Source organism: Streptomyces sp. NPDC048504 (genome assembly GCF_043200035.1).
In the GTDB taxonomy this organism is placed as follows: domain Bacteria; phylum Actinomycetota; class Actinomycetes; order Streptomycetales; family Streptomycetaceae; genus Streptomyces.
Genome location: NZ_JBICXA010000010.1, coordinates 82,837 through 105,836, shown reverse-complemented (window position 1 = coordinate 105,836; position 23,000 = coordinate 82,837). Strand labels below are relative to the sequence as shown.

Below are 23,000 nucleotides of genomic sequence, written 5' to 3'. Positions count from 1 at the left end.
ATCGGCGCGCCGCCGGGCGCCCGCGCGATCTCGCGCCCACCTGCCGGACTCGACTACCGTTCACGCTCGGGAGTCACTCGCCTACGCTGTGGTGACCGGTTGGCGGACGGGTATGGGGGCGGCATGGGATACGGCTTCGGACAGCGGCGGGGCGGTCAACTCCCCGTGGAGTTGACCAGCTTCGTCGGACGCGCCGAGGAACTCGGGATGCTGCACGCCGAGTTGGCGCGGTCGCGGCTGGTCACGCTGGTCGGTCCGGGTGGTGTCGGCAAGAGCCGTACGGCACTGCGCGCGGCCCGCGCGGTCGCGGACCGGTTCGCCGACGGGGTGCGGCTGGTGGAGCTGTCGGCCCTGCACGACCCGGAGTTGGTGCCGCCGACGCTCGCGGGCGTCCTCGAACTGCCCGAGCAGTCCGGCATGACCCCGTTGGACGCCATCGTGGAACACCTGCGCGGGCGGCGGATGTTGATCGTCCTCGACACCTGCGAGCACCTGGTCGACGCGTGCGCGATGCTCTGCGACATCCTGCTGCGCGAGGCCCCCGGACTGAGCGTCCTCGCCACCAGCAGGCAGCCGCTGGACGTGCCCGGTGAGCGCTGCCTGCCGATCGCCCCGCTGGCCCGCGCGGACGCCGTCGACCTGTTCGCGCAGCGCGCCGCCGCCGTCACCGGCTCACCCGCGCTCGACGGCGCCGAACGGGAGCACACCCTCGCCCTCGTCGACCGCCTCGACGGCATCCCCCTCGCCCTCGAACTCGCCGCCGTACGCCTGCGGGCCGTGCCCCTCGCGGAACTCGTCGCCCGCTTGGACCGCCACTGCGAGGTCCTCACCGGCGGCCGGCGCACCGCGCTCACCCGCCACCAGACGCTGCGCGCGGCCATCGACTGGTCCTACGACCTGTGCACACCCCAGGAACAACTCCTGTGGGCCCGGCTGTCGGTGTTCGCCGGTTCCTTCGAACTGTCCGCGGCCGAGCAGGTGTGCGCGGGCGGCGACCCTGGTGGAGCGGTCCAACTGGACGGCGAGCAGGTCGTCGAGGCCCTGATCGGGCTCGTCGACAAGTCGGTCGTCCAGCGCATCGGCGAGGACGGCGGCCGCTACCGGCTCCTGGACACCATCCGCGAGTACGGCACCGCGCGCCTGGCCGCCACCGAGGACTCCGAGGCCGTACGACAACGGCACTTCGCCCACTACGACGAACTCGTCGGCCGCTTCTGGAACGGTCTGATGGGCCGGGGCCAGGTCCAACTGCACCATGCCGTACGTGCGGAGATCGCCGACGTGAGGGCCGCCCTGGAGTACGGCTGCGCCACCGAGGGACGGGCGAGCGACGCGCTGTGGCTGGCGACGCGGCTCGGGGCCTACTGGCGGGCGGCGGGCACGCTGTCGGAGGGCCGGTACTGGATCGACAAGGGGCTCGGCCTCGTCCCGCAGGACTCGGCGACGCGGGCCTGGGGGTTGTTCATGACCGGGGTGTTCGGGGTCTGGACGGCCGATCTGGAGACGGCGTTGGACCGGTTCCCGCAGGCCCTCGACGTGGCGCGCCGCGTCGGCGAGAGCCGCGTGGAGCTGTTCAGCGAGGGCTACTTGGGCGCCCTGACGCTGCTCGGCGGGGCCGTCGAGGAAGGGGCGTCCGCCCTTGAAGCGGTCCGGCGACGGATGATCGCGGCGGACGACGCGCTGGGCATCGGCGTCGTCCACTACGAAGGCGCCCTGCTGTACGCCGCCTTGGGCTTCACGGACCGCGCGCTGGAGTGGTGCGAGACGGGCCTCACGTATCTGGAGGGCCGCGGCGAACGCCAGTTGTACGGCTCCACGCTCTCCGTCCAGGGCGTGATCCTCTGGCTCGTCGGCCGCCCCGAGGAGAGCGCGACGGCGTTGCGCCGGGGCCTGGAGGCGGCGAGCGAGATCGGCGAGGTACTCGTGGCCGCGCTCGCGTCGCTGGGCCTCGCCTGGCACGCGGCCGGGCAGAAGCGGTACGTCAGGGCCTGCTGGCTGATGGGATACGCCGAGCACGCGCGACGGCTGGGCGGCGACCCGGTCGGCATGCTGCCCCGCCTGCTGGAGGAACAGGAGTCCCAACAGCGGGCGGTACGAACGGCGTTGGGCGCCGAACAGTACGAGCGGTGGCGGGAGGCGGGCGCCCGGATGTCGGGCCGCGAACTCCTGGACGCCGTACGCACGGACGCGGACGAACCGCCCGGCATCCCTACGGCCCGCCCCGACACGTCCGGCACCCGCCCCGCCGACCCCCTCACCCGCCGCGAACGCGAGGTCGCCGCGCTCGTCACCCAGGGCCTGTCCAACCGGGAGATCGCCGAACGGCTCGTCATCTCCAAACGCACCGTGGACGCCCATGTCGAGCACATCCTCGCCAAGTTGGGCATCGCCTCCCGTACCGAGATCCTGGCCGCGGCCCAGCCCGAGGGCACCAAGTCGGCGTAGGTACCCGGTACCTACGTACCCCCTCCGAGCCCCGCGCCGACGCCTACGTGCACCCATATCGCCACCGATCTACGGGAGTTCACTCCCCCCGCACCCGCCCGCCGCCCCAAGCTGGTCCTACCGCCAGGGGAACGGGAAGTGTCGGGGCCGGCAGTGTTGGTCAACCCCACGGCTGTCATGGCAAGGCATCCGGCACCGCACCTCCCCTGGCGGTATGCGCGCGGGGCTGCCCCTGTCGGCGGGGGCAGCCCTCCTCAAAGGGCCCGGGGATCAGCCGCGTTCGGCCCGCCCGTACATCGTCTTGGCCGTGGCGCCGAGGATCTCGCCGTACATCTTGGTCGGCGTGAAGCCGTCCAGCCCGCTGTTGACCGACACGAGGGTGCCCTTCCCGGTGGCCTCCTTGAAGTCGGCCAGCCACGGGCCGCCGCTGGAGCCGCCGGTCATGTCGCAGGGGATCATCTGCTGGCCGTTCTCCTTCTTCGCCGCGCCCACACAGCGCAGGAGTTCCTCGCCGAGCTGCGGATGGGTGGCGGGATAGCCGAAGGAGGAGATCGTGCCGCCGACCGCCCGGTTGAACGCGACCGGCGTCCCGCCCACGACGTCCGTGAGCTTACGACCGCTCTTGTCGGCGTCGACGACCATCGCGGCCACGTCGTTCGTGCCCTCCTCCGCGAAGGTCCGCGGCGTCAGGACGGTACGCACCGCGAAGGCCCCGTACGGCTGCCTGCCCTTGCTGTAGGCCGGGACGAAGACGATCGACATGTTGGTGTTGTCGGGTGAGGCGGAGCGGCGGACGCAGTGTCCCGCGGTCATCACCACGGAACGGTTGGCGCTCGTCACGGCGGTGGCCGTGCACCAGGTGTCGGCCCCCGCGGCGTTGACCATGAACATCCGCCCCACGGTCTTCAGCTGTGGACCGGTCCACGTCTTGGTCTTCGGCCCGGTCGGGCCCAGGTCCACCGACTTTCCTACGGCCTTGATCCGGGCCGGGCTCCAGTAGGCGAGGGCGTCCTTGCGTTCCTGGGCGGTGAACGAGAAGGAGGACACCGGGTCGGGGGCAGCGGCGGCGCGGCCGGCGCCGGAGACGGCCGTGGCCGAGACGGGGACGGCGAGCGAGAGGGCCGTACCGGCCACGGCGAGCGCTGTGACACGGCGGCTCAGGCGCCGGTCCGCCGGAGGGGAGCTGTCGAACATGGGGGATGTCTCCTCGACTGGTTCAAGTGGTTCGAATGGGTCCGGCTACGCACAGTCCAAGAGAGGTGAATCCGGTGATTCGGGTTGCGTCGCCGGGGGCGCGGCCGTCTCACGGAGGAAGGCGAGGAACTCCCCCACCGTGCAGCTCCAGAGCCGGCGTTCCACCAACGCGCTGTGCCTGCGGGCGAGTTCGCGGTCGTCGCCGTAGGTGAACCTGACGACGATCGGGCCTTCGCACGCGCGGATCTCGATGGCGCTCGGCTGCACCTCGTCGGCGGACCGCAGGCCGACCGCGATGCCGATGATCTCCCAGACCAGCACGCCCGCTCTCTTGAACGCGCCGTCGGACGAGGTGTGCCACACCACCTCGAAGTGCTCGTGCGCGGGCGCTCCGGGATCGGGCCGCCGGTTCACGTTGTTCGATGTACTGGGCACACCTGCGTCCTCTCTGTGCGGCAGGGAACTTCGCGGCACGGACTGCCTAGTTGAGGGCGTCCTGGGGGTCGGTCAGCCAGTAGGTGGTGGTCAGGGAGCTGTCGATGTAGACGCCCTTGCTGGGCAGTGCGACCTTGACGCCCGAGCCCACGAAGTCGAGCGCGCGGTTCTGGAAGATCACCTTGAGCGTCTTCGCGGTGCGGCCGCCCGAGCCGCTGCCGTCGGCGGCGGAGAGGAGGACGCCCGCGTAGCCCGACTGTCCGGGGCGGAGCGTGGTGACCGCCTGCGGCTGCGTGTCCTCGTCGACCGGGGGCACGGACTGGGCGTCCTGGAAGTTCAGGGCCGGATAGCCGTACAGGTAGCAGGTCTTGGAGCCGGTGTTCTTGACGGTCAGCAGCAGGTGGTTCAGCGGACGCGTAACGGTCTGCGCGGTGACCTTGGTGTTGGCGCCGGCGCAGGTGACGATGGCTGAGGTCGACCCCTTGGACCCGGTGGACCCCTTGGCGGTGGTGCTGCTGCGGCCCGAGTTCGAGGTCACGGCCGCGTCCGTACCGGAGGCCGCGGCCTTGGTGTCCCCGGCGTCCGCCTTGGGCGTCGCGGTCGAGGAGATGCCGTTGTCGGCGGCGACGGTCGGGGTCTTCTCGGCCGCCGAGTCCAGGTCGGTGCCGCAGGCGGTCAGTGCGAGCGAGGCGGCCGCGGCGATGGTCGCGGTGAGGAGTGCCGTACGGCGGCGGAAGACGGTGTCGGACATGATCGGGTTCCCCCTGAGTGCGGTGCTGGAAGGCGAGCCACCGGGTTTCGTGGTGGGTCTCGCTGCGAACAACCGCAGCTTGCGCGGCGATTCGTCCCAGCCGCCAGAACAGTCGGGGGAAACGGGAAGCTGGAACGCTCACACAGGTGCTGACCTGCGGGAACGTACCTTCCCTGGAACGCGCGGGTGGGACGGGCACCGGCCGTTGGAACGGTCCAGCCGGTGCCCGTACCGCACGATCAGCAGTAGAGGTTGGCCCCGGTGCTGGTGCCGAGGATCGAGGTGAACCGCGTGTAGGCGTCCACGCGGCTCTGCACCTGGGCGGGGCTCTTGCCGTCGCACTCGATCGAGCCGTTGATGCTGCGGATGGTCTGGCCGAAGCCGGCGCCGTTGACCATCGCGTTGTGCGGGGTCATGGAGCCGGGACCGCTCTGGGTGTTCCAGTACCAGAGCGCGGTCTTCCAGGCCACGGCCGAGTCGTTCTGCACCAGCCAGGGATTGCCCAGCAGGTCGATGCCGAGCGCGTCGCCCGCCGCCTTGTAGTTGAAGTTCCAGCTGATCTGCAACGGACCGCGCCCGTAGTAGGCGGCCTGACCGGCGGGGCAGCCGTACGACTGGCTCCAGTCGCAGTACGTCGGGTAGTTGGCGGTGTTCTGCTCGACGATGTACACCAACCCGCCCGTCTCGTGGCTGACGTTGGCGAGGAAGGCGGCGGCCTCCTGCTTCTTCGTGGTGTCGCTGCCGGTGTTCGCGAAACCCGGGTAGGCGCTGAGGGCGGCGGTGAGACCGCTGTACGTGTAGAAGGAGTTCCGGCTCGGGAACATCTGGTTGAACTGGGCCTCGCTCACCACGAAGTTGCCCACGGGCGTGCCGGAGCCGTCGCAGGCGTACGGCTCCCAGTACCAGGTGCTGATGACGGGGTCGTAGCCCGGGTTGTCGTGCTCGGCGATGTACGCCTTGCCGTCGGTGTACCGGACGATCTGGCCGGTGACGTACGACTGGCCGGCCACCCAGTTCGGATAGCTGGAACAGGAGGCGGCGGACGCGCCTGCGGCGGGAAGGACCACGGGCGTAAGGCTACCGAGGACGAGTGCGGTCAGTACTGCGGCGATGCGGCGTCTCGACACAGGGTTCAACTCCTCTGTGGAGCACGGCCGTACCCCGCCAGGGGCAGGGCGAAGCGGAGCCTTGGTGCGCACGGGCCGGTTGGACCGGTCCCGGCGTGGGGGGCGGCCGTGGTGGGGGATGACGCCCCTCACTGAACCGTATTGGTATGTACCAGTCAAGGGTATAGACCAGTCAACCCCACACCCCGGCCGCCGAGTTACGACCGGCCCGCGCGACGTCGACCCCTGTCACCTGCGCAGAGTCGTCACCTCCAGACCCGGGTCGCCGGAGATCTCCGCTTGGGTGAACCGTTCGGTGACCCACTGCTTGCGCGAGAACAGGCGGGTCTGGTCCGAGAAGTGGGGCGATGTCGGGTTCGCCGACTGGCCGTAAGTGAGGAGGGTGTGGGCGCGCGGCCCATCGCGGGTCAGTTCGACGGTCATCAGGAAGCTGCTGCCGAAGGCGCCGACGGTCGGGGTGCCGGTGCCCGAGTCGGGGCTCGCCTCCACGACGTCGAAACAGCCCGCGTCACAGCCGGGCAGCGGGATGCCGTCCCACTTCTGTACGGCGCCGAGTTCGACGTCGACCGGGAGGTCACGGGCCGCGAAGTCCTGGACCGCGTCGGCCAGGGAACGTTGGACGCGCGGGTCCTCGCCGTTGAATCCCCTTGGTGTGGTGAGGGGTTGGGCGGGGTCGTAGGGGACGCGGCGCCAGGTGTCGGGCGGACCGCCGTCGAGGAGACGGTTGTAGAACGCGCTCCAGAGCACGATGCCCCGGCTGGTGGTGTCGGCGCGGGTGTCCCAGCGGGCGAGAGTCGTGCAAGCCTGCCGCACGTCGACCGCCGTACCGTCCGTGGCCGTCAGGCTCGGGTGGGCGCGGCACAGGCCGACGATGTCGTCGCGGCCCGTCTCGGCCGACAGGACGCGGTTGCCGAGCATCGAGTCGCGCAGGGTGCTTTCGGTGAAGCCCGGGGCGCCCAACCCGTCGGTGCCGTCCCGGCGTTGGGCGATCATGCGGAGTCCGAGCTGGGCCCGTCCGTCGAGGTGGGGATCGGTGTCGTACACGCCCGGGAGGCCGGTGATCTGCGCCTCCGGATTGACGTACTGGAGGCCGTTGTTGGAGTTGGCGACGTAGTCGGTGCGGCTCAACTTCGGCTGGTGCGCGGGTCCATAGATGCCGGGGACGAGTGCGTCGGGGTCACTCCCCCAGGCACAGGCCGACGTCGAACCGTCCAGGGCGCTCGGCCCCGAGTCGTCCGGGAGGGTGCAGTGGGCGAGTGGGCATCGGTGAGGTGCGGGACGGCCGAGGAGTCGGTGAAGTACGTGCCGCCACTGGTGTCGGCCGCAAGGGTGTAGGTCCAGGGAATGCCCTGGAACTCGTCCTGGGTGGCGCGGAGTTGGGTGAGGTTCCGCGCCTTGCCCATGGCCAGCCAGGTGTTCATGGAGCGCAGGTTGCCGGCGTTGACGTCACGGATCGCGTAGGCGGTCGTCGCGGTCCAGCCGGTGGACAGGACGGCCCCGAAGTGCGAGGAGTACAGGGTCCGTTGGACGGTCGAGAGGTCACCGTTCGCGTCCCGGACGGTGACCGGGACCGTACGACGCTCCATCGGCACGGTCCTGCCGTCGAGCACGTAGCTGGTCGGGTCGCCGGGTGCGAGCTTGAGCGCGTAGAGGGAAGCGTGCTGGGCGTCGGTCGCGGTGTGCGTCCAGGCGAGGGTGCTGTTGTGGCCGATCTCGACCAGGGGTGTGCCGTAGAGGCCGGCACCGGTGACGTCCAGGGTGCCGGGGATCGTCAACTGCACTTGGTAGAAACGGAAGTAGCCGACCGCCCAGGGGAGGTGGGGGTTGGCGAGGACCATGGCGTTGCCTGTGCGAGTGGCGTCACGGCCCAGGGCCCAGCCGTTGCTGCCGATGCCGGGAGCTGTGGCTGTGGCTGTGGTTGTGGCAGTGGCAGTGGCAGTGGCAGTGGCAGTGGCAGTGGCAGTGGCAGTGGCGAGGGTCGCGGCTGTCGCGCTGGAAGCGGCCGTGTTCTTGCCGTCGGCGGTCGTCGTCGGAGGCTTCGCGTCGCCGATGTCCGGGACCAACGGCACTGTCGCGGTGACCCTGTTGACGTCGTAGACGACGTTCCACAGGTCGAGTGCGGTGATCGGCCGTACCCAGGGCTTGCCCTTGCACGTCGGGTCCGGCAGGTGGTCGACGCCGGTGTCGCGGAGATAGCGGTTGTACCCGGCGGCGTATCCCTCGACCATCCGGCGCAGTTCCGCCGTCGGGCCCAACGGGGCTTTCTGGGCGAGCAGTTGGCGGACGGTGCCCGCGCGCAGCTGCCCGCCGTAGTACGTGTCGCTCGCGAGGTTGGAGCCGCCCACCTCACCCTCGCCGGGCTCTCCGTCGGACCCGAAGAACCGGGACCGCTCACCCCTCAACGTCACCACGTGGTCGGCGAGTTCGCACACGTTGTCCTGCGCGAACGCGTACCCGTATTCGTACCCGAGCCCGTCGAAGTCCTGGGCCAGGATGTGCGGGACGCCGTACTCGGTCCGGCTGATCCGGACCGTGTGACCGCCCTCGGCCACCGTCTCGCCGCCCTTCCCCGTCACGGCGGACGAGGACGCGGGCAACAGGGCGACAGTGGCCGTGGTGAGACACAGGACGGCCACGACGGCCGCCAACCGACTTGCTAAGGACCGTCTATGACGCTTGGTCAGTTCTCTGGGTTCTCCCATGGCCGCCACCTCGCAGGCAGGACCGAGCGAGCGTCATCGGGCCTCCGGCGGATATCCGGGCGGCCTGTCAGTCTGGGGATGTACGCCTCGGGGCGCTGCCGTCCGTCCGGCGTCGTCTGTCGTCTGTCGTCTACGGCTTGTAGATCTGCCGCAGCGTGGCGATGGCCATGGCCAACTGGCCGGACTCACTGGGGTGCGCGGCCGCGGTGTCCGCGGCGGGGGTGAGCGACTCGACCCACCGTTCCTCGCGGGGCCGGCACATGTCGTGGCCCACCGTCGGCGTGTAGGTGTCCGTGTAGGACGCGTGCACGCCCTCGGCCGTCGCCTGGCGTCGCAGCTCCGCGTTGGCCCGCTTCGTGGTGTCCCGCAGATAGGCGAAGTCGCCCTGGGCGAAGGGGACTTCGGCGCAGCCGACGCTGTTGTCGGGGAAGAGTGCGGGGTACCCGACGACGATCACCTTGGCGTGCGGACTGCGTCGCCTGATGTCGGCGAGAACGTCGTGGACGCGCTCCTCCATGGTGGCGACGCGGTCGGCCAGTACGTCCTTGCCCTCCGCCGTGAAGTACTGCTTGCAGGGGGTGCCCTCCCGGTCCGTCGCGGCGACGCGGGCGCAGGTGGCCAGCACGCTGCTGAAGGCGACGTCGTTGCCGCCCATGGTCAGGGTGACGAGTCTCGTGCGGGGAGTGAGCGCGTCGGTCTGGGGAGCCTTACTACCCCTGGGATTCCAGTAGTTGTTCGTGGTGGCGCCGCTGCAGGTGACGTCGTCGAACGTGTGGTTCCGCCCCGCCAACGTGGCGAACTTGGAGATCAGACTGGGGTAGCCGCCGGTCGTACGGTCGCACTCCTTGTCCTTCACGCCTGCCAGTCCGGCCCCGGAGGCGTAGGAGTCACCGAGCGCCACATAGGCGGGCCCGTCGGTGGAGGTGGCCGCCGCGGTCGGCGCGCTCAGCGTGGGGACGACGGCCGAGGCGGCCAGGACTCCGGCGGCGGCGCGGCGCGTCCGGGACTGCCTGCCCGGGAAACCGTTCGATCCGATCAATCCGAAAGGGGACACAACGCCTCATCGTTCTCGGGGAATTGGACAGGCGTCGGCCGGTGCCACGGAAGAGCTGTCGCTCTCTCGATGTGATCGAGCCTAGGGTCGAGGCGAGGATCCCTCCTCGCGCTACGGGACGACCGTTTCGTGGAACCAAAGTTGGAGAACACCTCGGAGGCGATGGCCCTGATCACCCTGGATCTGCACCCCTACTTCCGCAGCGATCGCGACATCGACACGGCCCTGCGGCAGACCCTCTTCAAAGCCGCCGCGACCGGGGTCGACACCGTCCAGATCATCCCGGGCAAGGGGACGGGCCAGCTGAAGAAGCGGGTGCTGGCCGTGCTGGCGCAGAAGCACATCAAGAAGCTCTACGCCCGCGTGGACCAGGACCCGACCAACGCGGGCCGGATCCTGGTCCACCTTCGCTGACTAACTCTTGGCTGTTGGCTGTTGGCTACTGGCCGAAGCCGTACGAGAACAAGTGATCCGTGCCCGTGGAACCCGTCACCGGCAGCGTGATCGACGCGACCTGCTTGGACGGGTCCAACGGGACCTTCGCGGCGAAGACGTAGGTCTTCACGCTGTCCCGGCCCCCGCTCCCGGTGTTCCGGTAGGCCGTCGTCGCGGCGGTCGTGTCGCCCGGAATCGGCTTGCTGGAACCGCCGTTGAGGGTCCAGTCCGGGAAGGCGACCGTCCCCTGCGAGGTGGTGCCGTCGGTGTAGGTGACGGTCACCGCGCCCGAGACACCGCTGCCGTCGGTCGGCGCGTTGGTCGCCGTGCCGAGCAGACCCAGCGACGCACCCGATATACCGGCCGGCATCGAGATGGTCTGGCCGGCCATCTCCAGGTTGTCCAGCTGGCCCGACGTCACCGTCGGCCAGGTGTAGTTGATGCCGTCGACCGTGAGGGGTGAGCCGCTCGTGACGCCGGCGGCCGTCAGCGCGTTCTGCGAGAAGGCCCAACCGCCGCCGTCGAAACCGCCCGAGAAGGTCGCGCCGTCGGGATAGATGCCCTCGTTCGTGTTGTACGGCCACAGCGCACCGGCCTTGGCCACGGCCACCCGGAGGGTCGCCCCGGACAGTGCCGCACCGGAGTTGTGGTCGGTCAGCGCGAACGTGACCGGGAAGAGCCCCTCGTCCGCGCCCGCCGTCACCTTGACCTTCGCCTCGGCACTGCCTGCGGCGGGCACCGTGAGCGAGCCGGACGCCGGGGCCGGCGTGACGCCGGAGGGAGCCGTCGCCTTCCAGTCCACCGTGACGGCCGCGCTGCCGAGGTTGGTCAGGTCGAGCGTGCCGTCACCGGCCGAACTCGGTTGGAGCACCAGGCCGTTGGCGGGACCGGTCGCGGCCAGCACCCGGCCGCCGCCCGTGGTGTCCGACGGCGGGGCCGCCGAAGGGGCGGACGCCCAGGCCGTGTTGGGCTGCGTGCCGAGCGTGAAGTCGAGCGTGCCCGCGCCCTGGAACTTCTGGTACGTCAGCCATGGAGCGTTCCAAGCCTGCCCCTTGACGGCGAGCGACTGCACGTACGGCGCGTCGGGCGCGGCCTGCGGCGCGTTGATCAGCACCGTCTTTCCGCTGCCGAAGGTCACTTTGGCGGACGGGAACGCCGGGCTGCCGAGCGCCAGCGTGTCCGTGCCCGGGGTCTCCGGGTACATGCCGAGTTCGGACCAGACGTACCAGGAACTCATCGCGCCGAGGTCGTCGTTGCCGAACGAGCCGACCGGAGCGTTGAAGTACAGCTTCTGCTGCGCCTCACGGACGGCCGCCTGCGTCTTCCAGGGCTGGCCGGTGTAGTCGTACTCCCAGGGGATCTCGACGCTGGGCTCGTTGCTGAGGTCGGCGTCGGTGTTGCCGGGGGCGGTGATGTCGTCGAGCAGGCTGTCCAGGTAGGACGAGTACGCCTTGGTGCCGCCGCGCGCCTGGATGAGCTGTTGCAGGTTGAAGGGGACCATCGGCGTGTACTGCGCGGAGGTGCCCTCGACGAAGCCGTTGGAGGTGCCGGGGGTGAAACCGCCCGCGAACTGGCCGTCCTTGTTCTTGGCCTGCATGTAACCGGTCTGCGGGTTGAAGACGTTCATCCAGTCCTGGGCGCGGGTGGCGAACTTCTCGTAGACCGACGTCTTGCCCAGCGACTTCGCGAAGGCGGCGAGGGCGTAGTCGGCGGAGTCGTACTCCAACTGCGTGGAGACCGGTCCATAGAAGTTGCAGCAGTTGTAGTCGTTCTCGTCGAGCGGGAGGTAGCCCTTCGCGTCCCGGACCGACTCGCCGGGGCGGTCGTTGTTCGGGACAGTGGCCTCGTGCTGGAGGGCGGCGAGTGCCTTGTCGGTGTCGAAGCCCGTCGCGCCGAAGGCGTACGCGTCGGCGATGATGCCGGCGGCCGGGTCGCCGACCATGACGTAGCTCTCGCCGTTGTTCGAGGCCCACTTGGGCAACAGGCCTGTCTGGTCATAGCCGTTGAGCATCGAGGTGACGACGTCGGCGGTGACCTTGGGTTCGACCAGCGCCATCAGCTGGGTCTGGGAGCGATAGGTGTCCCAGCCCGAGTAGTTGGCGTACTGCGCCTTCTGTCCCTTGGCCAGTGTGTGGACCTGGTTGTCCATGCCCATGTACTGGCCGTCGTCGTCCGAGAAGACGTTGGGGTGCAGCAGCGCGTGGTAGAGCGCGGTGTAGAACTGCGTCTGCTGGTCGGCGGATCCGCCGCCCACCTGGATCTTGTTCAGTACGGCGTTCCAGGCGTCGTGGTTGGACCGTTCCACGGCGCCGACGTTCCAGTTCTTGATCTCGGTGGCGAGGTTGTTCGCCGCGCCCGCGTCACTCGTGTACGAGACGCCGACCTTCGCGCTGACGGTGGGGTGCGCGGTGGTGTCGAAGGTGAGGTACATGCCGTTCGCGCCGGTCGTGGGCGGCTGGGCGGCCTTGGCCTTGGCTTGTGGACCGGTCCCGTGGATCGTGGGGGCGGGCTTCGCCGGGACGGTGAAGTGCTTCTCCTTCAACGGGGCCGACTTGGTTACCTGCGGGGCGAGTTGGGCCTTGCCGGCCTTCAGCGACGTCGCGTCGGGATTGATGGTGCTGCCGACCCAGGTGCCGCTCGCGGTGAACGGCTGGTCGAACTTGATGTCGAAGTGCAGTGTGTACCTGTTGCTCGCGCCGCAGAAGTGGCCGCTGTCGATCGCGCCGCTGATCTCCTTGTCGCCGACCACCTGGACGCGGGTCCCGTCGACCTGCGTGGCGCCGCCGCTCAACTTGAAGAGCAGGTTGGCCTGTTGACCCGCGGGGAAGGTGAAGGTGCCGAGACCGGCGCGGGTGGTGTCGGTCAGCTCGGTCTTGACGCCGTTCGCGTCGGTGACCTTGTAACTCCCGATGGCGGCCTGCTCGTCGGCGTGGCTGAAACCGACGGACGTACTGCCGAGGTCGCCCGACAGCGAACCGGTCACCGGCAGGATCGGCAGGTCGCCCGCGACGGGACAGCCGGGTCCCGAGACGTGGGTGAGGCTGAAGCCGGAGAGCTTGGTGTCGTTGTACTCGTAGCCGCCGCCGTCGGGGCGGTTGGGCGTCGTGTCGGGACCCCACTGCACCATGCCGGCCGGCATGTCGGGACCGGGGAAGGTGTCCACCGCACCGGAGGTGCCGATGAGCGGGTTGACGAGGGACGCGGGGTCCGTCACGAGGGCGGGCGTCGCGGCGCTCGCGGCCTGGGCGCTGCCGATCGCCGTGAGCGGAAGGGCGGTCAGGCCCAACACGCAGACCGCGGCGAGGCGTTGACGGAATCTGTTGCGGTCACGTGGCACGGCTGAACGTCGGGGTCTCACCATCGGTCGCCTCCGCAGCGGTTCGTGCTTCGCAGATCAGGTGGTGGCGCACCGGAGAACACCGGCACGCCGGCGACAGGCAACGGTTCCTGGTCGCTCCCACGGCCTGACAACGTTGCCATGCACGAGTGTCGAGTGAAACGCGCGTGGTGATGGTGTGTCAACGAGGCGAGCGGGGGTTTCTGGAAGGGGAGTTCCTGGGCGGGCGGGGTTGGCGGAGGCGCGCCGGGGCCGGGTGCCGTGCTCGCGCGGAAGCGTGCGACCAGGGCGACCCGGGGCGCCGGGCGGGGCGGGTGAGCGCTGCCGGATCCCGGTGGATCCGGCGAACCTTGCTGGTCCGGCGGGTGCGGCGGGCGGGGCGGGTCCGGCGACTCCGAACTCGGCCACCACTTCGTCACAGGCCCAGGCCGTCAAGGACGTAGACCCGCCCCGCTCCCCCGCGCGAGACCGGCCAGGAGCCGAGCCGAGCAGACTGAACTGCCCGAGTCTTTGCGGGAGTTTTAGCTCCCGAACAGAGGCGCTTTTCGCGCCGTCAGGACGAGCGCACACCTGCGGAGAACCCGCGAGCCGAACAGGGAGCCACAGCCTCTACGGCCGTTCCCCTACCCGGAGTTGACGCGACCCGACCCAACCGAACCAAGTTGGTCTAGTCCTCTTGACGGAGGGCTCCACGAGCTGTTTGGTATGTACCAATATCCTGAGCCCCCTCTCCCCCAGCGGGCACCCCGAAAGGGGAACTGTCATGCGCCTGGCAAGATTCGCGGCTACCGTCTCCGCCCTCGCGCTCGCGGCCACCGGCGTCACCGTCGCCCTGGCCCCCCGCGAGCAGCGCCGCGGGAAGCAGCGTCTACTCCGTGGCTCCCTACGTGGACATGTCGAACAGTCAGGAAGGACTGCTCGACACCGCCATCACCGGACACAAGCTCAAGGCCTACACCGCGGCCTTCGTGCTCGGCGTCGGCTGCAACCAGATCTGGGGCGACACGCTCCCCATCGGCAACGACTCCTACACCGACCCCCTGATCGCCAAGGCCAAGTCCGAAGGCGCCTCCGTCATCGTCTCCTCCGGAGGAGCCAGCGGCGAACCCCTGGCGTGGACCTGCTCCACCCAGAGCAGCATCGACACCGGCTACCAGGCCATCATCAACGACTACGGCGTCACCCAGCTCGACTTCGACATCGAGGGCGCCGCCATCGCGGACACCGCGGCCGCGGCCCGCCAGATGCAGGCGATGAAGGACCTCAAGGCGTCCAACCCCAACCTGCAGTTCTCCATGACCCTGCCTGTGCTGACGAGCGGGCTGACGGGCGACGGCGTCAACATCCTCAAGGCCGCCAAGAACGCGGGCATCAAGATCGACGTCGTCAACATCATGGCCATGGACTACTACGCCGGCACCGGCACCGAGATGGGCCAGGGTGCGGTCTCCGCGGCCAAGGCCACGCTGGCGCAGATGCAGTCCGTCGACTCCGGTTACACCTACGCCAACCTCGGCATCACACCGATGATCGGCAAGAACGACGACGGTTCCACCTTCACACTGGCCGATGCCCAGACCGTGGAGAGCTTCGCCGCGCAGAACAGCGTCGGCCGACTGGCGTTCTGGGCGATCACCCGGGACCAGGCGTGCAGCGGAAGCGCCAACTCCCTTCCCACCTGCAGTGAGATCAGCCAGAACAGCCTCGCGTTCACGGACGCGTTCGTGCCCTACGAGGGCAGTTCGGGCGGCGGCGGAGGCACCACCAGCGACTTCTCCCTGTCCCTGTCACCGGGTTCGGCCTCGGTCACCCAGGGCGGTTCGGCAACCGCGTCCGTCTCTACGGCGGTTACATCCGGCAGTGCCGAGTCCGTGAGCCTCGCCGCGTCCGGCGCACCGTCCGGCGTCAGTGTCTCGTTCAGCCCCAACTCCGTGACGTCCGGCGGCAGTTCGACACTGACGGCGACGGTCGGTTCGTCGGTGGCGGCAGGCACGTACCCGATCACCGTCACCGGTACGGCGGCGACGGGCAGCCACAGCGCGGCCTACACCCTCACGGTCACCACCACGGGAGGCGGAGGTGGAGGCGGCGGCTCGCTGACCAACGCGAGCTTCGAAACCGGCAGTTTGAGCCCGTGGACCTGCACGGGCGGCAGCGCGGTGGTCTCCACCCCGGTCCACAGCGGCAGCCACAGTCTCCAGGTCACCCCGAGCGCCGGCGGCACCGGCGAGTGCGACCAGAACGTCACCCTGTCCCCCAACACGAGCTACACGCTGACCTCTTGGGTCCAGGGGCCGTACGCCTACATCGGCGTCACCGGCGGCGCCTCCGCGAGCACCTGGTCGAACAGCTCGGCCTGGAACCAGCTCAAGGTCACCTTCACCACCGGCAGCAGCGGAGCGGTCACGGTCTTCGTCCACGGCTGGTACGGCCAATCCAACGTCACCGCTGACGACTTCACCCTCGGCTGAGCAAATCGACACGGCCAGAACCGAGTTGACACTACGTCACCAATGCGCCGCGGCCGGGCAGTTGCGCCCAGGCCGCGGCGTCGTTCCATACGTCGGTCAGGCCTCGCTCCCTGCCAGCGCGGCCAGTTCGCGGTCGACGGCTTCCTGGTGGGCCCGGGCGTCCTCGCGGGCCTTCTTCGGGCTCCAGCGGCCCGCCATCACGAACACGAAGGGCAGGAAGAGGACTTGCCCGCCCACGCAGATCCACCACCAGGTGCGCCACTCCCCGGGACCGTTCTTCACGGCCTTCTGCACGTCCGGCCCGTACTCCTTGAGCACCTTGAGCTGCGGCTGCGCCTTCTGCACGACGGCCAGATCGGCGGCACCGACCTCCTTCACCGCTTGGGCCGCCAGAGCGGGAGGCGTCGTCGTCGGCGTGTACTTGCCCAGTTCGGCGAAGAGTTGGGGGTGGGCGTCGACGATCGCCAGCGCCGGGGCGGCCTGCTTCTGCGCGACCGCCACCTCGGCGCCGTGCTCGACGAGCGGGGTGACCGAGGTGACCAGCACCGGGATGAACGCCGCCGACACGGCGACCACGATCCGTACCGTCCAGCCCCAGACCGCGAGCCCCGCGGCGGTCGCGGCCGGGTTGCGCTTCTCGACGGTCTCGGTGAAGCTCGCCATCCACGGCGCGTAGGCGACCCCGCTGAACACGCCGATCGCGACGAAGAGCCAGGCGAAGGTGTAGTAACCGGTCGTCGCGTGGGTGGCCAGCGAGGCGAAGATCCCCGTCGCCACGATGGCGCCGATCCCACCGATGATCATGAAGGGCTTGCGCACCAGCAGCCGGTCGGAGAGCAGGCCGGCCACGATCAGCGCGAGGGCGTTCGCGGCCCAGTACCAGTTGGCCAGGCCGTTGGTGCGCTGCTCGCTGTAGCCGAAGGTGGTCGAGAAGTAGACGACGAAGTTGCCGACGGCGGCGTAGTACAGGAGCAGGAAGACCGCGATCGCGAAGGCCGAACCGAGGATGTCCAGGCGCAGCATCTGCCGCCACTCGCCGCGCCGTACGGCCTCCGTGTCGAGTCCCTTGGCGCGGGCCTCGACCAGGGCGCGGTCGCGCAGGCTCACCATGATCTGGTCGCGCAGGCCCGGCGACAGCTCGCGCAGGGCGAACAGGGTGACGACGAACACGGCCAGCCCGGCCGCCCCGGAATAGCGCAGCTCGTCCTGCCAGCCGGCGGTGTCGAGCGTGCTGCTGGTCACCGAGGTGACGACCAGGCTGCCGATGACCGGACCCATCGTCCAGTAGCCCATCGCGGTGGCGCGGCCGAGCTGCGGTGAGAAGTCCCGGATCAGTGCCGGGGTCGCGACCAGCACGATGCCCTCGATGAAGCTCACGACCGCGAACAGCACCAAGTACGTCGTCTTGTCACCGGCGTTGGGCAGCCCGAAGAAGACCAGAAGGGCGGCGACGAGCAGACCGTAGACAACGAGGTTCGCGCGCCCCCACCGGTCCGCGAGGCCGGCCACGAGCGAGGCGAAGGCTCCGACCGCGTTGCCGATGACCGAGACCCACACGAAGTAGCGGTAGGTCATGTCGAAGTGCGTGATGATCGACGTCGCCACCGCGTACTGGATGTAGAGCATGTAGTAGAGCACGACGGTCGTGACCACCACGATCGCCAGATACGACATGCGCCGCCCGGTGGCCGGATACGCCGCGAGGTCACGGCGGTACAGCCGGGCGAGCGAGCCGCGAGCACCGGCTCCGGGCGCGTCGGCACCGGGGCCTCGTGTGTCGAATGGTGCGGAGGCGGAGGGCATACGGCTCCCTTTGGAACGGGCGGGGACAGAGGAGGCGGTGGGAGGTGGGGGCTCCTTCCGTTCGAGCGGAGGCTAGTACCGACTAGTCGGTATGACTAGATGTGCGACATGACTTCGCGCGCGGGGTGGCCCGGACGGGACACCCCGCGCACCGAGCGTTCATCGAGGTCGGCTGCGACAGGGGTGGATCAGACGAGCCGCCAGAGGTGGTCGGAGGTGCCGTTGTCGTTCCACTGGGTGACCTGGGCGCCGTTGGCCTGGGAGGCTCCGTCGACGGCCATGAGCTTGCCGCTGTGCACGTTGACGATCTTCATCCAGCCGTCGCCGTTGTCGACAAAACGCCAGAGGTGGTCCTGGGTGCCGTTGTCGTTGTACTGCTGGACGTGGGCGCCGTCGTCGAGGCTCTGGTTGTGGACGGCGAGCAGTCTGCCGCTGTTTCGGTTGTAGATCTTGACGGTGCCGTCGCCGTTGTCCACCACGGTCCACAGGTGGTCGGCGGTGCCGTTGTCCTCGTACTGGGTGACTTCGGCGCTGTCGGCGAGGGACATGCCGCTGACGGCGAGCAGCTTGCCGGAGTTCTTGTTCTGGATACGTTTCCAGGCGACGGAGTCGGCCGCCGGGGCGTTCATCAGGGCGAGGACACCGCCGATCACGGGGCGGTCGGCGAAGCCCCGCTGGGCGCCGGTGGCGACGACGTACCAGTCGGTGAACGGCACTCGCGACGGCGTGCTGTTGGCGAAGCCGTAGACACCGTTGATCAGCATGGCGCGGGCGTCGGCGTGGTCGGCGAGCCAGGCCGCGGTCCACACCTCCCAGTCGGTCTTGGTGTAGTCGTTGCGCGGGTCCAGCAGCACGCCGTAGGTACCCGCCTTGGACAGGTACCAGGCGGCCTCCTGCGTGGCCACCCCGGTCGGCACCAGGTCCACGCCCAGCAGGCGGTCGGCGTAGCCGTTGTACTTCAGGCTCCAGGTGCCGTCCTGGTCGTAGGCGAGCTTGAGGTGCGTGCCGGAGGAGTCCTGGGCCAGGGTGACCCACCGGCTGATGTAGCCGCGGGCCACCGTCAAGTAGTGCGTCGCGTCGGAGGAGTTGGACGCCGCCTTGGCGATCACGCTCATCGCGCCGATGCCGATGATGCCCTTGAGCGCGAGGTTGGCGCTGTGCGCGATCCAGCCGGTGAAGTCGTCGGTCTGGTTCTGGTTCTCCGGGTCGAGGGCGTTGGCCACCAGGTACTCGGCCCACTGGTGGAGGATCGCGTAGTGCGCGGTGGCGAAGGAGGCCGCGTCGGCCGCCGGAAGGCGCTGGGCCACGGCCGCCGCCATGATCAGCATGTTCGCGGACTCCTCGATCGGCATGGCCTCCTCGTTGCCGTCCAGGTGTCCGGTCGCGTTCGGGTAGCTGGAGCCGAGGTCGTGCTCGGCGTACACCTTGGGCCAGCCGGCCTGCTCCGCGTAGAAGAAGTGCGGTTCGAGCAGCAGCCGCAGATACGCGGGCGAGAGGTGCAGGTAGGCGGGGGACGCGGGGTAAATCACGTCTACGGTCGAGAAGTTGCCGTTGGAGGAGATCTCCTTGAGCATCGCCCACGGCGAGCCGTTGCGGTCGACGAGTTCAGTCCCGGCCACGGCCTGACGCACCGCCAGGGCGCAGACGGCCGCGTAGTGCTCGCCGGTGTCACCGCCGCCCGCAGCGCTTACGGCGTCGTCGTGGATCGCCTTGTCGAAGGCGACGGCGGCGGTCAGGGCGGCGGCACGGTCGCCGTTGAACCAGTCGAGCATGGCGGTCCACGAGCTCCAGTGGTGCGTCCACCACGGGTTCAGGTTCGTGCCGAGGTAGCTCACCGCCGGGGTGCGCACATGGCCGACGACGATCTGGAACACCGCCGAGGGGGCGGCCGCGGTGACGGTGCCCAGGTTCTGGTTGAGGCCCAGCACGGGCCAGCGGTCGTTGATCGCGCGGGGCTGGGCGGTGTCGGAGGTGCCGGCCAGCGTCCCGTTCGCGGCCGACGCCGCCCGTACGACGGTGTCCTGGCCGATCTGCCAGGTCAGCCCGCTCGCGGTGGGCGCGGCCAGCACCAGCGAACCCCACGAGGCCTGGTCGTTGTTCTCGGCCAGCATTCCCGGGGAGGCCGGCTGGCAGGTCAGGGCGGTCATGCTGCCGGTCGCCTGCTTGGCCCAGGTGACCTGGGTGGAGCTGTCGCCGTGCACCCACTCGGCGGAGGCGTCGACATGCACGTCCACGGTGTGGCTCGCCCCGTCACCACTGGCGGCCTGGACGCTGATGTAGCTCAGCGGCACGCACTGGCGCTGCAGGTTGCCGAGGTCCACGGGCGAGAAGAAGGTGACCGTCAGTGTGACGCCGCCTCCGGTGAGCGTGAAGATCGACCGGGTGGCCGTGAGTTGAAGCGACGTCTGCGTCATCGTGCTGAGCGTCGGACCACTGGGCAGCGCCGGGGCGCCGAGGAACACGTACGGTGTGCCGTCGATGCGGGCGATACCGGCCAGCGCGGTGATCCGACCGTTCCAGAAGGTGGGCCAGGTGCCGGCCAGGTTGTCCCCGGCCAGCCAGGTGGTCAGGTACGGGGACCGCACGGCGAGGGGGGTGGCGGGCGGGCGCAGCGGGCTGAACGTCGAAGCAGCGGCGCCTGCAGCCGAGTTGGCGGCATGCGCGGGCGACCCACCGATGCCGAGGCCCCCGATGACACCTGCGGCGGCCACCCCTCCCCAGCGCAGCAGGTCACGTCTGGACAGCGGTGGCAGTCCGGTGGTGAGGGGAGGGCGGTCGTCATCTTCGGGATGGGGCATGGGGGGCTCCTTCGATGGGGCGACGAGCGTTCGACATCGTTGTCAGCAAGCCATGCTGACGGGGTGTCACGGAGAACATGCTTCGTGCCGACAGAACCGAGAGCAGCGGACGGCACGGTGTGCGGGGCGGGCCGCCGCATGGGCGGGTGCTGGGCCAACTGCCTTTCCGGCGAGGGAAAGTGCGCCGTGAGGGGATGACAGCACCCCTCGGGGCGGGTGTCCAGCCCTCGCGCAACACCCGCCCCTCACAACGGAGTCAGGGATCTGCCGTGTCCGGTCAGGGATACGAGGTCACCGTGGACGGCACTGTGTCCGTTCCCGAGGTCGGCGAGCCCGTCTCGTTGATGACGTGTTCGTACTGGCCCTGGCCACCCAGCGAGACGACCATCACGTCATGGAACTTCACGCCCGAGGTGTCCGGAACGGCGAATCCGTTGTGCTGGACGATCGTCGGGTCGACGTTGAAGTAGCAGTAACTGCCGAGCCCCCACGCCTCGTGCGTGGCCACGGAGTCGGCGACCTTGTAGGCCGCGTACCCCTTGATGTCGCCGTTCTGGATCGCGGCCTGGTTCGGGGCGTCGTACGCCTTCTCGTTCTGGAAGAAGATCGTCCGACCCCGCTCGCCGTTCCACTGGACGTCGTACTTGTTGAAGTGCTCCACGAACAGACCGGTGGCCAGCACGTCGGCGCCGTTGACGAGGAGGCCGTAGTCGGCGCGGTTGGTGTCCCAGCCGACACCGTCGCCGTGGTCGGCGCGCCAGACCCAGGTGTGGTCGACGATGGTGTGGCGGTTGTTGATGACCATGCTGGTGGTGGCCTTGCCGGCGCCCGCGCCGCCGATCCGGACGAAGACGTCCTGCACGGTGGTCGGGTTGGCCGAGTGGTCCGCCGACGCTCCCGTGGGGCCAACTTCCAGCAGTGTCTCCGAGTTGACGGTACCCGCGTCGATCAGGAAACCCGCGAGCCTTACGCCCTCGACGTCGGCGACGGTCAGGGCCGTGACGCCGTTGTCGGGGATCAGGGTGGCGTAACCGAGCCCGAGGACCACGGAGTTCGCGCTGTTGACCTGGATCGGCTGGTCGAGGTGGTAGATCCCCGGGGTCAGCAGGAGGTGAAGTCCCTGCGTGAGCGCCTGGTTGAGGGTGGCCGCGGTCACGCCGGGCTGGGCGACGTAGAACTGGGTCAGCGGAACCGAGGTGCCTCGGGGCGTGCCATTGCCCCACGTCACCCCGCGCGCGTCGGTGCGCAGTTCGGGCAGGAAGACTTTGTAGTCACTCCCGTCGAGGTAGAGGAAGGGCTTCTCGCGGGAGACGGGTGTCGTGTCGAGCGTGGTGTACGGCGGGCTCGGGAAGCTCTGCGCCGGAGCTCCTTCTACGCCCGAAAACACCATGTTCCAGACGGCGTTGAGCCAGCCGCCGACCGAACTGTCCCGGGTGTACCACTGCTGCTGCGAGTACGGCTGGACCTGGCCGTCGATCCGGCTGTCGGCGATGTAGCCGCCGCTGGCCCAACCGTAGCCGGTGGGCGCGAGGTTGAGGCCGCCCCTGACATGCATGCGCCGGAACGGAGCGGCCTGCGCGACCGCCCAGCGGTTGGTGCCGCTGACCGGGGTGAGAGCGAGGTTCTCCGCCGAACGCCAGAAGTTCTGCGTGGCGTTGCCGTTGAACCAGCCCGCGTCGACGGTCACGTCCCCGTTGATCGAGGTGTCGTCGGGAGACAGACCGAGCCCGGAGATCGAGGTGTAGAAGCCCAGTTGGGCATTGAGCCCGCTGTACGTGCCCGGCTTGAACAGCAGTTGATAACGGCCCGTGCCGAACTGCGCCGTCTCCTGCTGGGCGAATATCTCGTCCAGCTTCGCCTGGATACCGGCGGTGGACGGGTCGAACACGATGACGTTCGGGCCGAGATCACCACCTCCCGGCAGATCCAGGGCGCGGTCGGGAGCGGCGGACGCCGACGGTGACGAAAGGGCGAGCAGCCCCGGCGCGGCCGCCGCCGCGGCCACCGCACCGAGAACCGACCGGCGGGCAAGGGGAGTTCGGCCGAAGGACGAGGCAGACGCAGACGCAGACGCAGACGACGCTTCTGTGGGGGAAGGAGGCATGGGGGGCGACACTCCTGGTTCAGGAAATGAACGGTGGAGGGAATTGGGAGCGCTCTCTCGCCGATGCATGCTTCATCCGCGTGAACCATGCGTCAAGAGTTGTGACCGGAGTCCATGCATGGCGCGGCTGACGTAGGGCCATGAAACGCAGAAGGTGCCGACCGAGAATCGGCCAGCACCTGTATGCGTACTGCGAGTGTCCGAGGGGGGACTTGAACCCCCACGCCCGATAAAGGGCACTAGCACCTCAAGCTAGCGCGTCTGCCATTCCGCCACCCGGACTAGGTGTCTGCCGCCTGGCCGGGGGTGTTCCCCGCGGCGACATGGACAACAATACCAAGCTT

At 69.3% G+C, this 23,000-nt stretch carries 14 protein-coding genes and 1 tRNA gene; 3 read left to right on the top strand and 12 right to left on the bottom strand.

The annotated features are described in order from the left end of the window. The first annotated feature begins 123 nt into the window (after window positions 1-123). Window positions 124-2,445 carry a LuxR C-terminal-related transcriptional regulator gene (locus ACGFY9_RS25085; protein ID WP_393757588.1) on the top strand — a complete coding sequence of 774 codons (2,322 nt, stop codon included), beginning with the start codon at window positions 124-126 and terminating at the stop codon, window positions 2,443-2,445. A gap of 270 nt (window positions 2,446-2,715) precedes the next feature. On the opposite strand, the gene ACGFY9_RS25080 is transcribed toward ACGFY9_RS25085, so the two are convergent. From ACGFY9_RS25080 to ACGFY9_RS25050, 7 genes are all read right to left on the bottom strand, one after another. Then, on the bottom strand, window positions 2,716-3,639 hold the full coding sequence (locus ACGFY9_RS25080) for a trypsin-like serine peptidase (protein WP_393757586.1): 924 nt from the start codon (window positions 3,637-3,639) through the stop codon (window positions 2,716-2,718). Window positions 3,640-3,684: 45 nt separating this feature from the next. Continuing rightward, window positions 3,685-4,074 (bottom strand): hypothetical protein, encoded by a 390-nt coding sequence (locus ACGFY9_RS25075; protein WP_393757584.1) that lies wholly within the window; start codon window positions 4,072-4,074, stop codon window positions 3,685-3,687. Window positions 4,075-4,120: 46 nt separating this feature from the next. Beyond that, window positions 4,121-4,825 carry a DUF4232 domain-containing protein gene (locus tag ACGFY9_RS25070; protein ID WP_393757582.1) on the bottom strand — a complete coding sequence of 235 codons (705 nt, stop codon included), beginning with the start codon at window positions 4,823-4,825 and terminating at the stop codon, window positions 4,121-4,123. Window positions 4,826-5,064: 239 nt separating this feature from the next. Continuing rightward, window positions 5,065-5,952 carry a glycoside hydrolase family 19 protein gene (locus ACGFY9_RS25065; protein WP_393757580.1) on the bottom strand — a complete coding sequence of 296 codons (888 nt, stop codon included), beginning with the start codon at window positions 5,950-5,952 and terminating at the stop codon, window positions 5,065-5,067. Window positions 5,953-6,180: 228 nt separating this feature from the next. Beyond that, on the bottom strand, window positions 6,181-7,167 hold the full coding sequence (locus ACGFY9_RS25060; protein ID WP_393757987.1) for a penicillin acylase family protein: 987 nt from the start codon (window positions 7,165-7,167) through the stop codon (window positions 6,181-6,183). Next, a complete protein-coding gene (locus ACGFY9_RS25055) occupies window positions 7,077-8,588 on the bottom strand; it encodes a penicillin acylase family protein (RefSeq protein ID WP_393757578.1) in 1,512 nt (503 codons plus the stop codon). Before ACGFY9_RS25055 ends, ACGFY9_RS25060 begins: the two co-directional genes overlap by 91 nt. Window positions 8,589-8,784: 196 nt before the next feature. Continuing rightward, on the bottom strand, window positions 8,785-9,693 hold the full coding sequence (locus tag ACGFY9_RS25050) for an SGNH/GDSL hydrolase family protein (RefSeq protein WP_393757576.1): 909 nt from the start codon (window positions 9,691-9,693) through the stop codon (window positions 8,785-8,787). Window positions 9,694-9,837: 144 nt separating this feature from the next. Here ACGFY9_RS25050 and ACGFY9_RS25045 point away from each other — a divergent pair, with 144 nt between their 5' ends. Next, the gene (locus tag ACGFY9_RS25045; protein WP_393757574.1) at window positions 9,838-10,122 is read left to right on the top strand and encodes a Smr/MutS family protein; all 285 of its coding nucleotides are present in this window, start codon (window positions 9,838-9,840) and stop codon (window positions 10,120-10,122) included. A 25-nt stretch (window positions 10,123-10,147) separates the two neighbouring features. Here ACGFY9_RS25045 and ACGFY9_RS25040 read toward each other — a convergent pair whose 3' ends face one another. After that, window positions 10,148-13,480, bottom strand: a complete 3,333-nt coding sequence (locus ACGFY9_RS25040) for a lectin (RefSeq protein ID WP_393757572.1) — start codon at window positions 13,478-13,480, stop codon at window positions 10,148-10,150. An 875-nt stretch (window positions 13,481-14,355) separates the two neighbouring features. Here ACGFY9_RS25040 and ACGFY9_RS25035 point away from each other — a divergent pair. Continuing rightward, a complete protein-coding gene (locus ACGFY9_RS25035; protein WP_393757570.1) occupies window positions 14,356-15,951 on the top strand; it encodes a carbohydrate binding domain-containing protein in 1,596 nt (531 codons plus the stop codon). Between the two features lie 96 nt (window positions 15,952-16,047). On the opposite strand, the gene ACGFY9_RS25030 is transcribed toward ACGFY9_RS25035, so the two are convergent. The 4 genes from ACGFY9_RS25030 to ACGFY9_RS25015 form a co-directional block, all read right to left on the bottom strand. Continuing rightward, entirely contained in the window at window positions 16,048-17,754 is a 1,707-nt protein-coding gene (locus ACGFY9_RS25030; protein WP_393757568.1) for an MFS transporter, read from the bottom strand. Between the two features lie 188 nt (window positions 17,755-17,942). Further along, entirely contained in the window at window positions 17,943-20,552 is a 2,610-nt protein-coding gene (locus ACGFY9_RS25025; protein ID WP_393757566.1) for a glutaminase domain-containing protein, read from the bottom strand. 277 nt (window positions 20,553-20,829) lie between these two features. Continuing rightward, window positions 20,830-22,656, bottom strand: a complete 1,827-nt coding sequence (locus ACGFY9_RS25020) for a coagulation factor 5/8 type domain-containing protein (protein ID WP_393757564.1) — start codon at window positions 22,654-22,656, stop codon at window positions 20,830-20,832. A gap of 197 nt (window positions 22,657-22,853) precedes the next feature. After that, window positions 22,854-22,938: transfer RNA gene (locus ACGFY9_RS25015), tRNA-Leu, on the bottom strand. Window positions 22,939-23,000 lie beyond the last annotated feature (62 nt).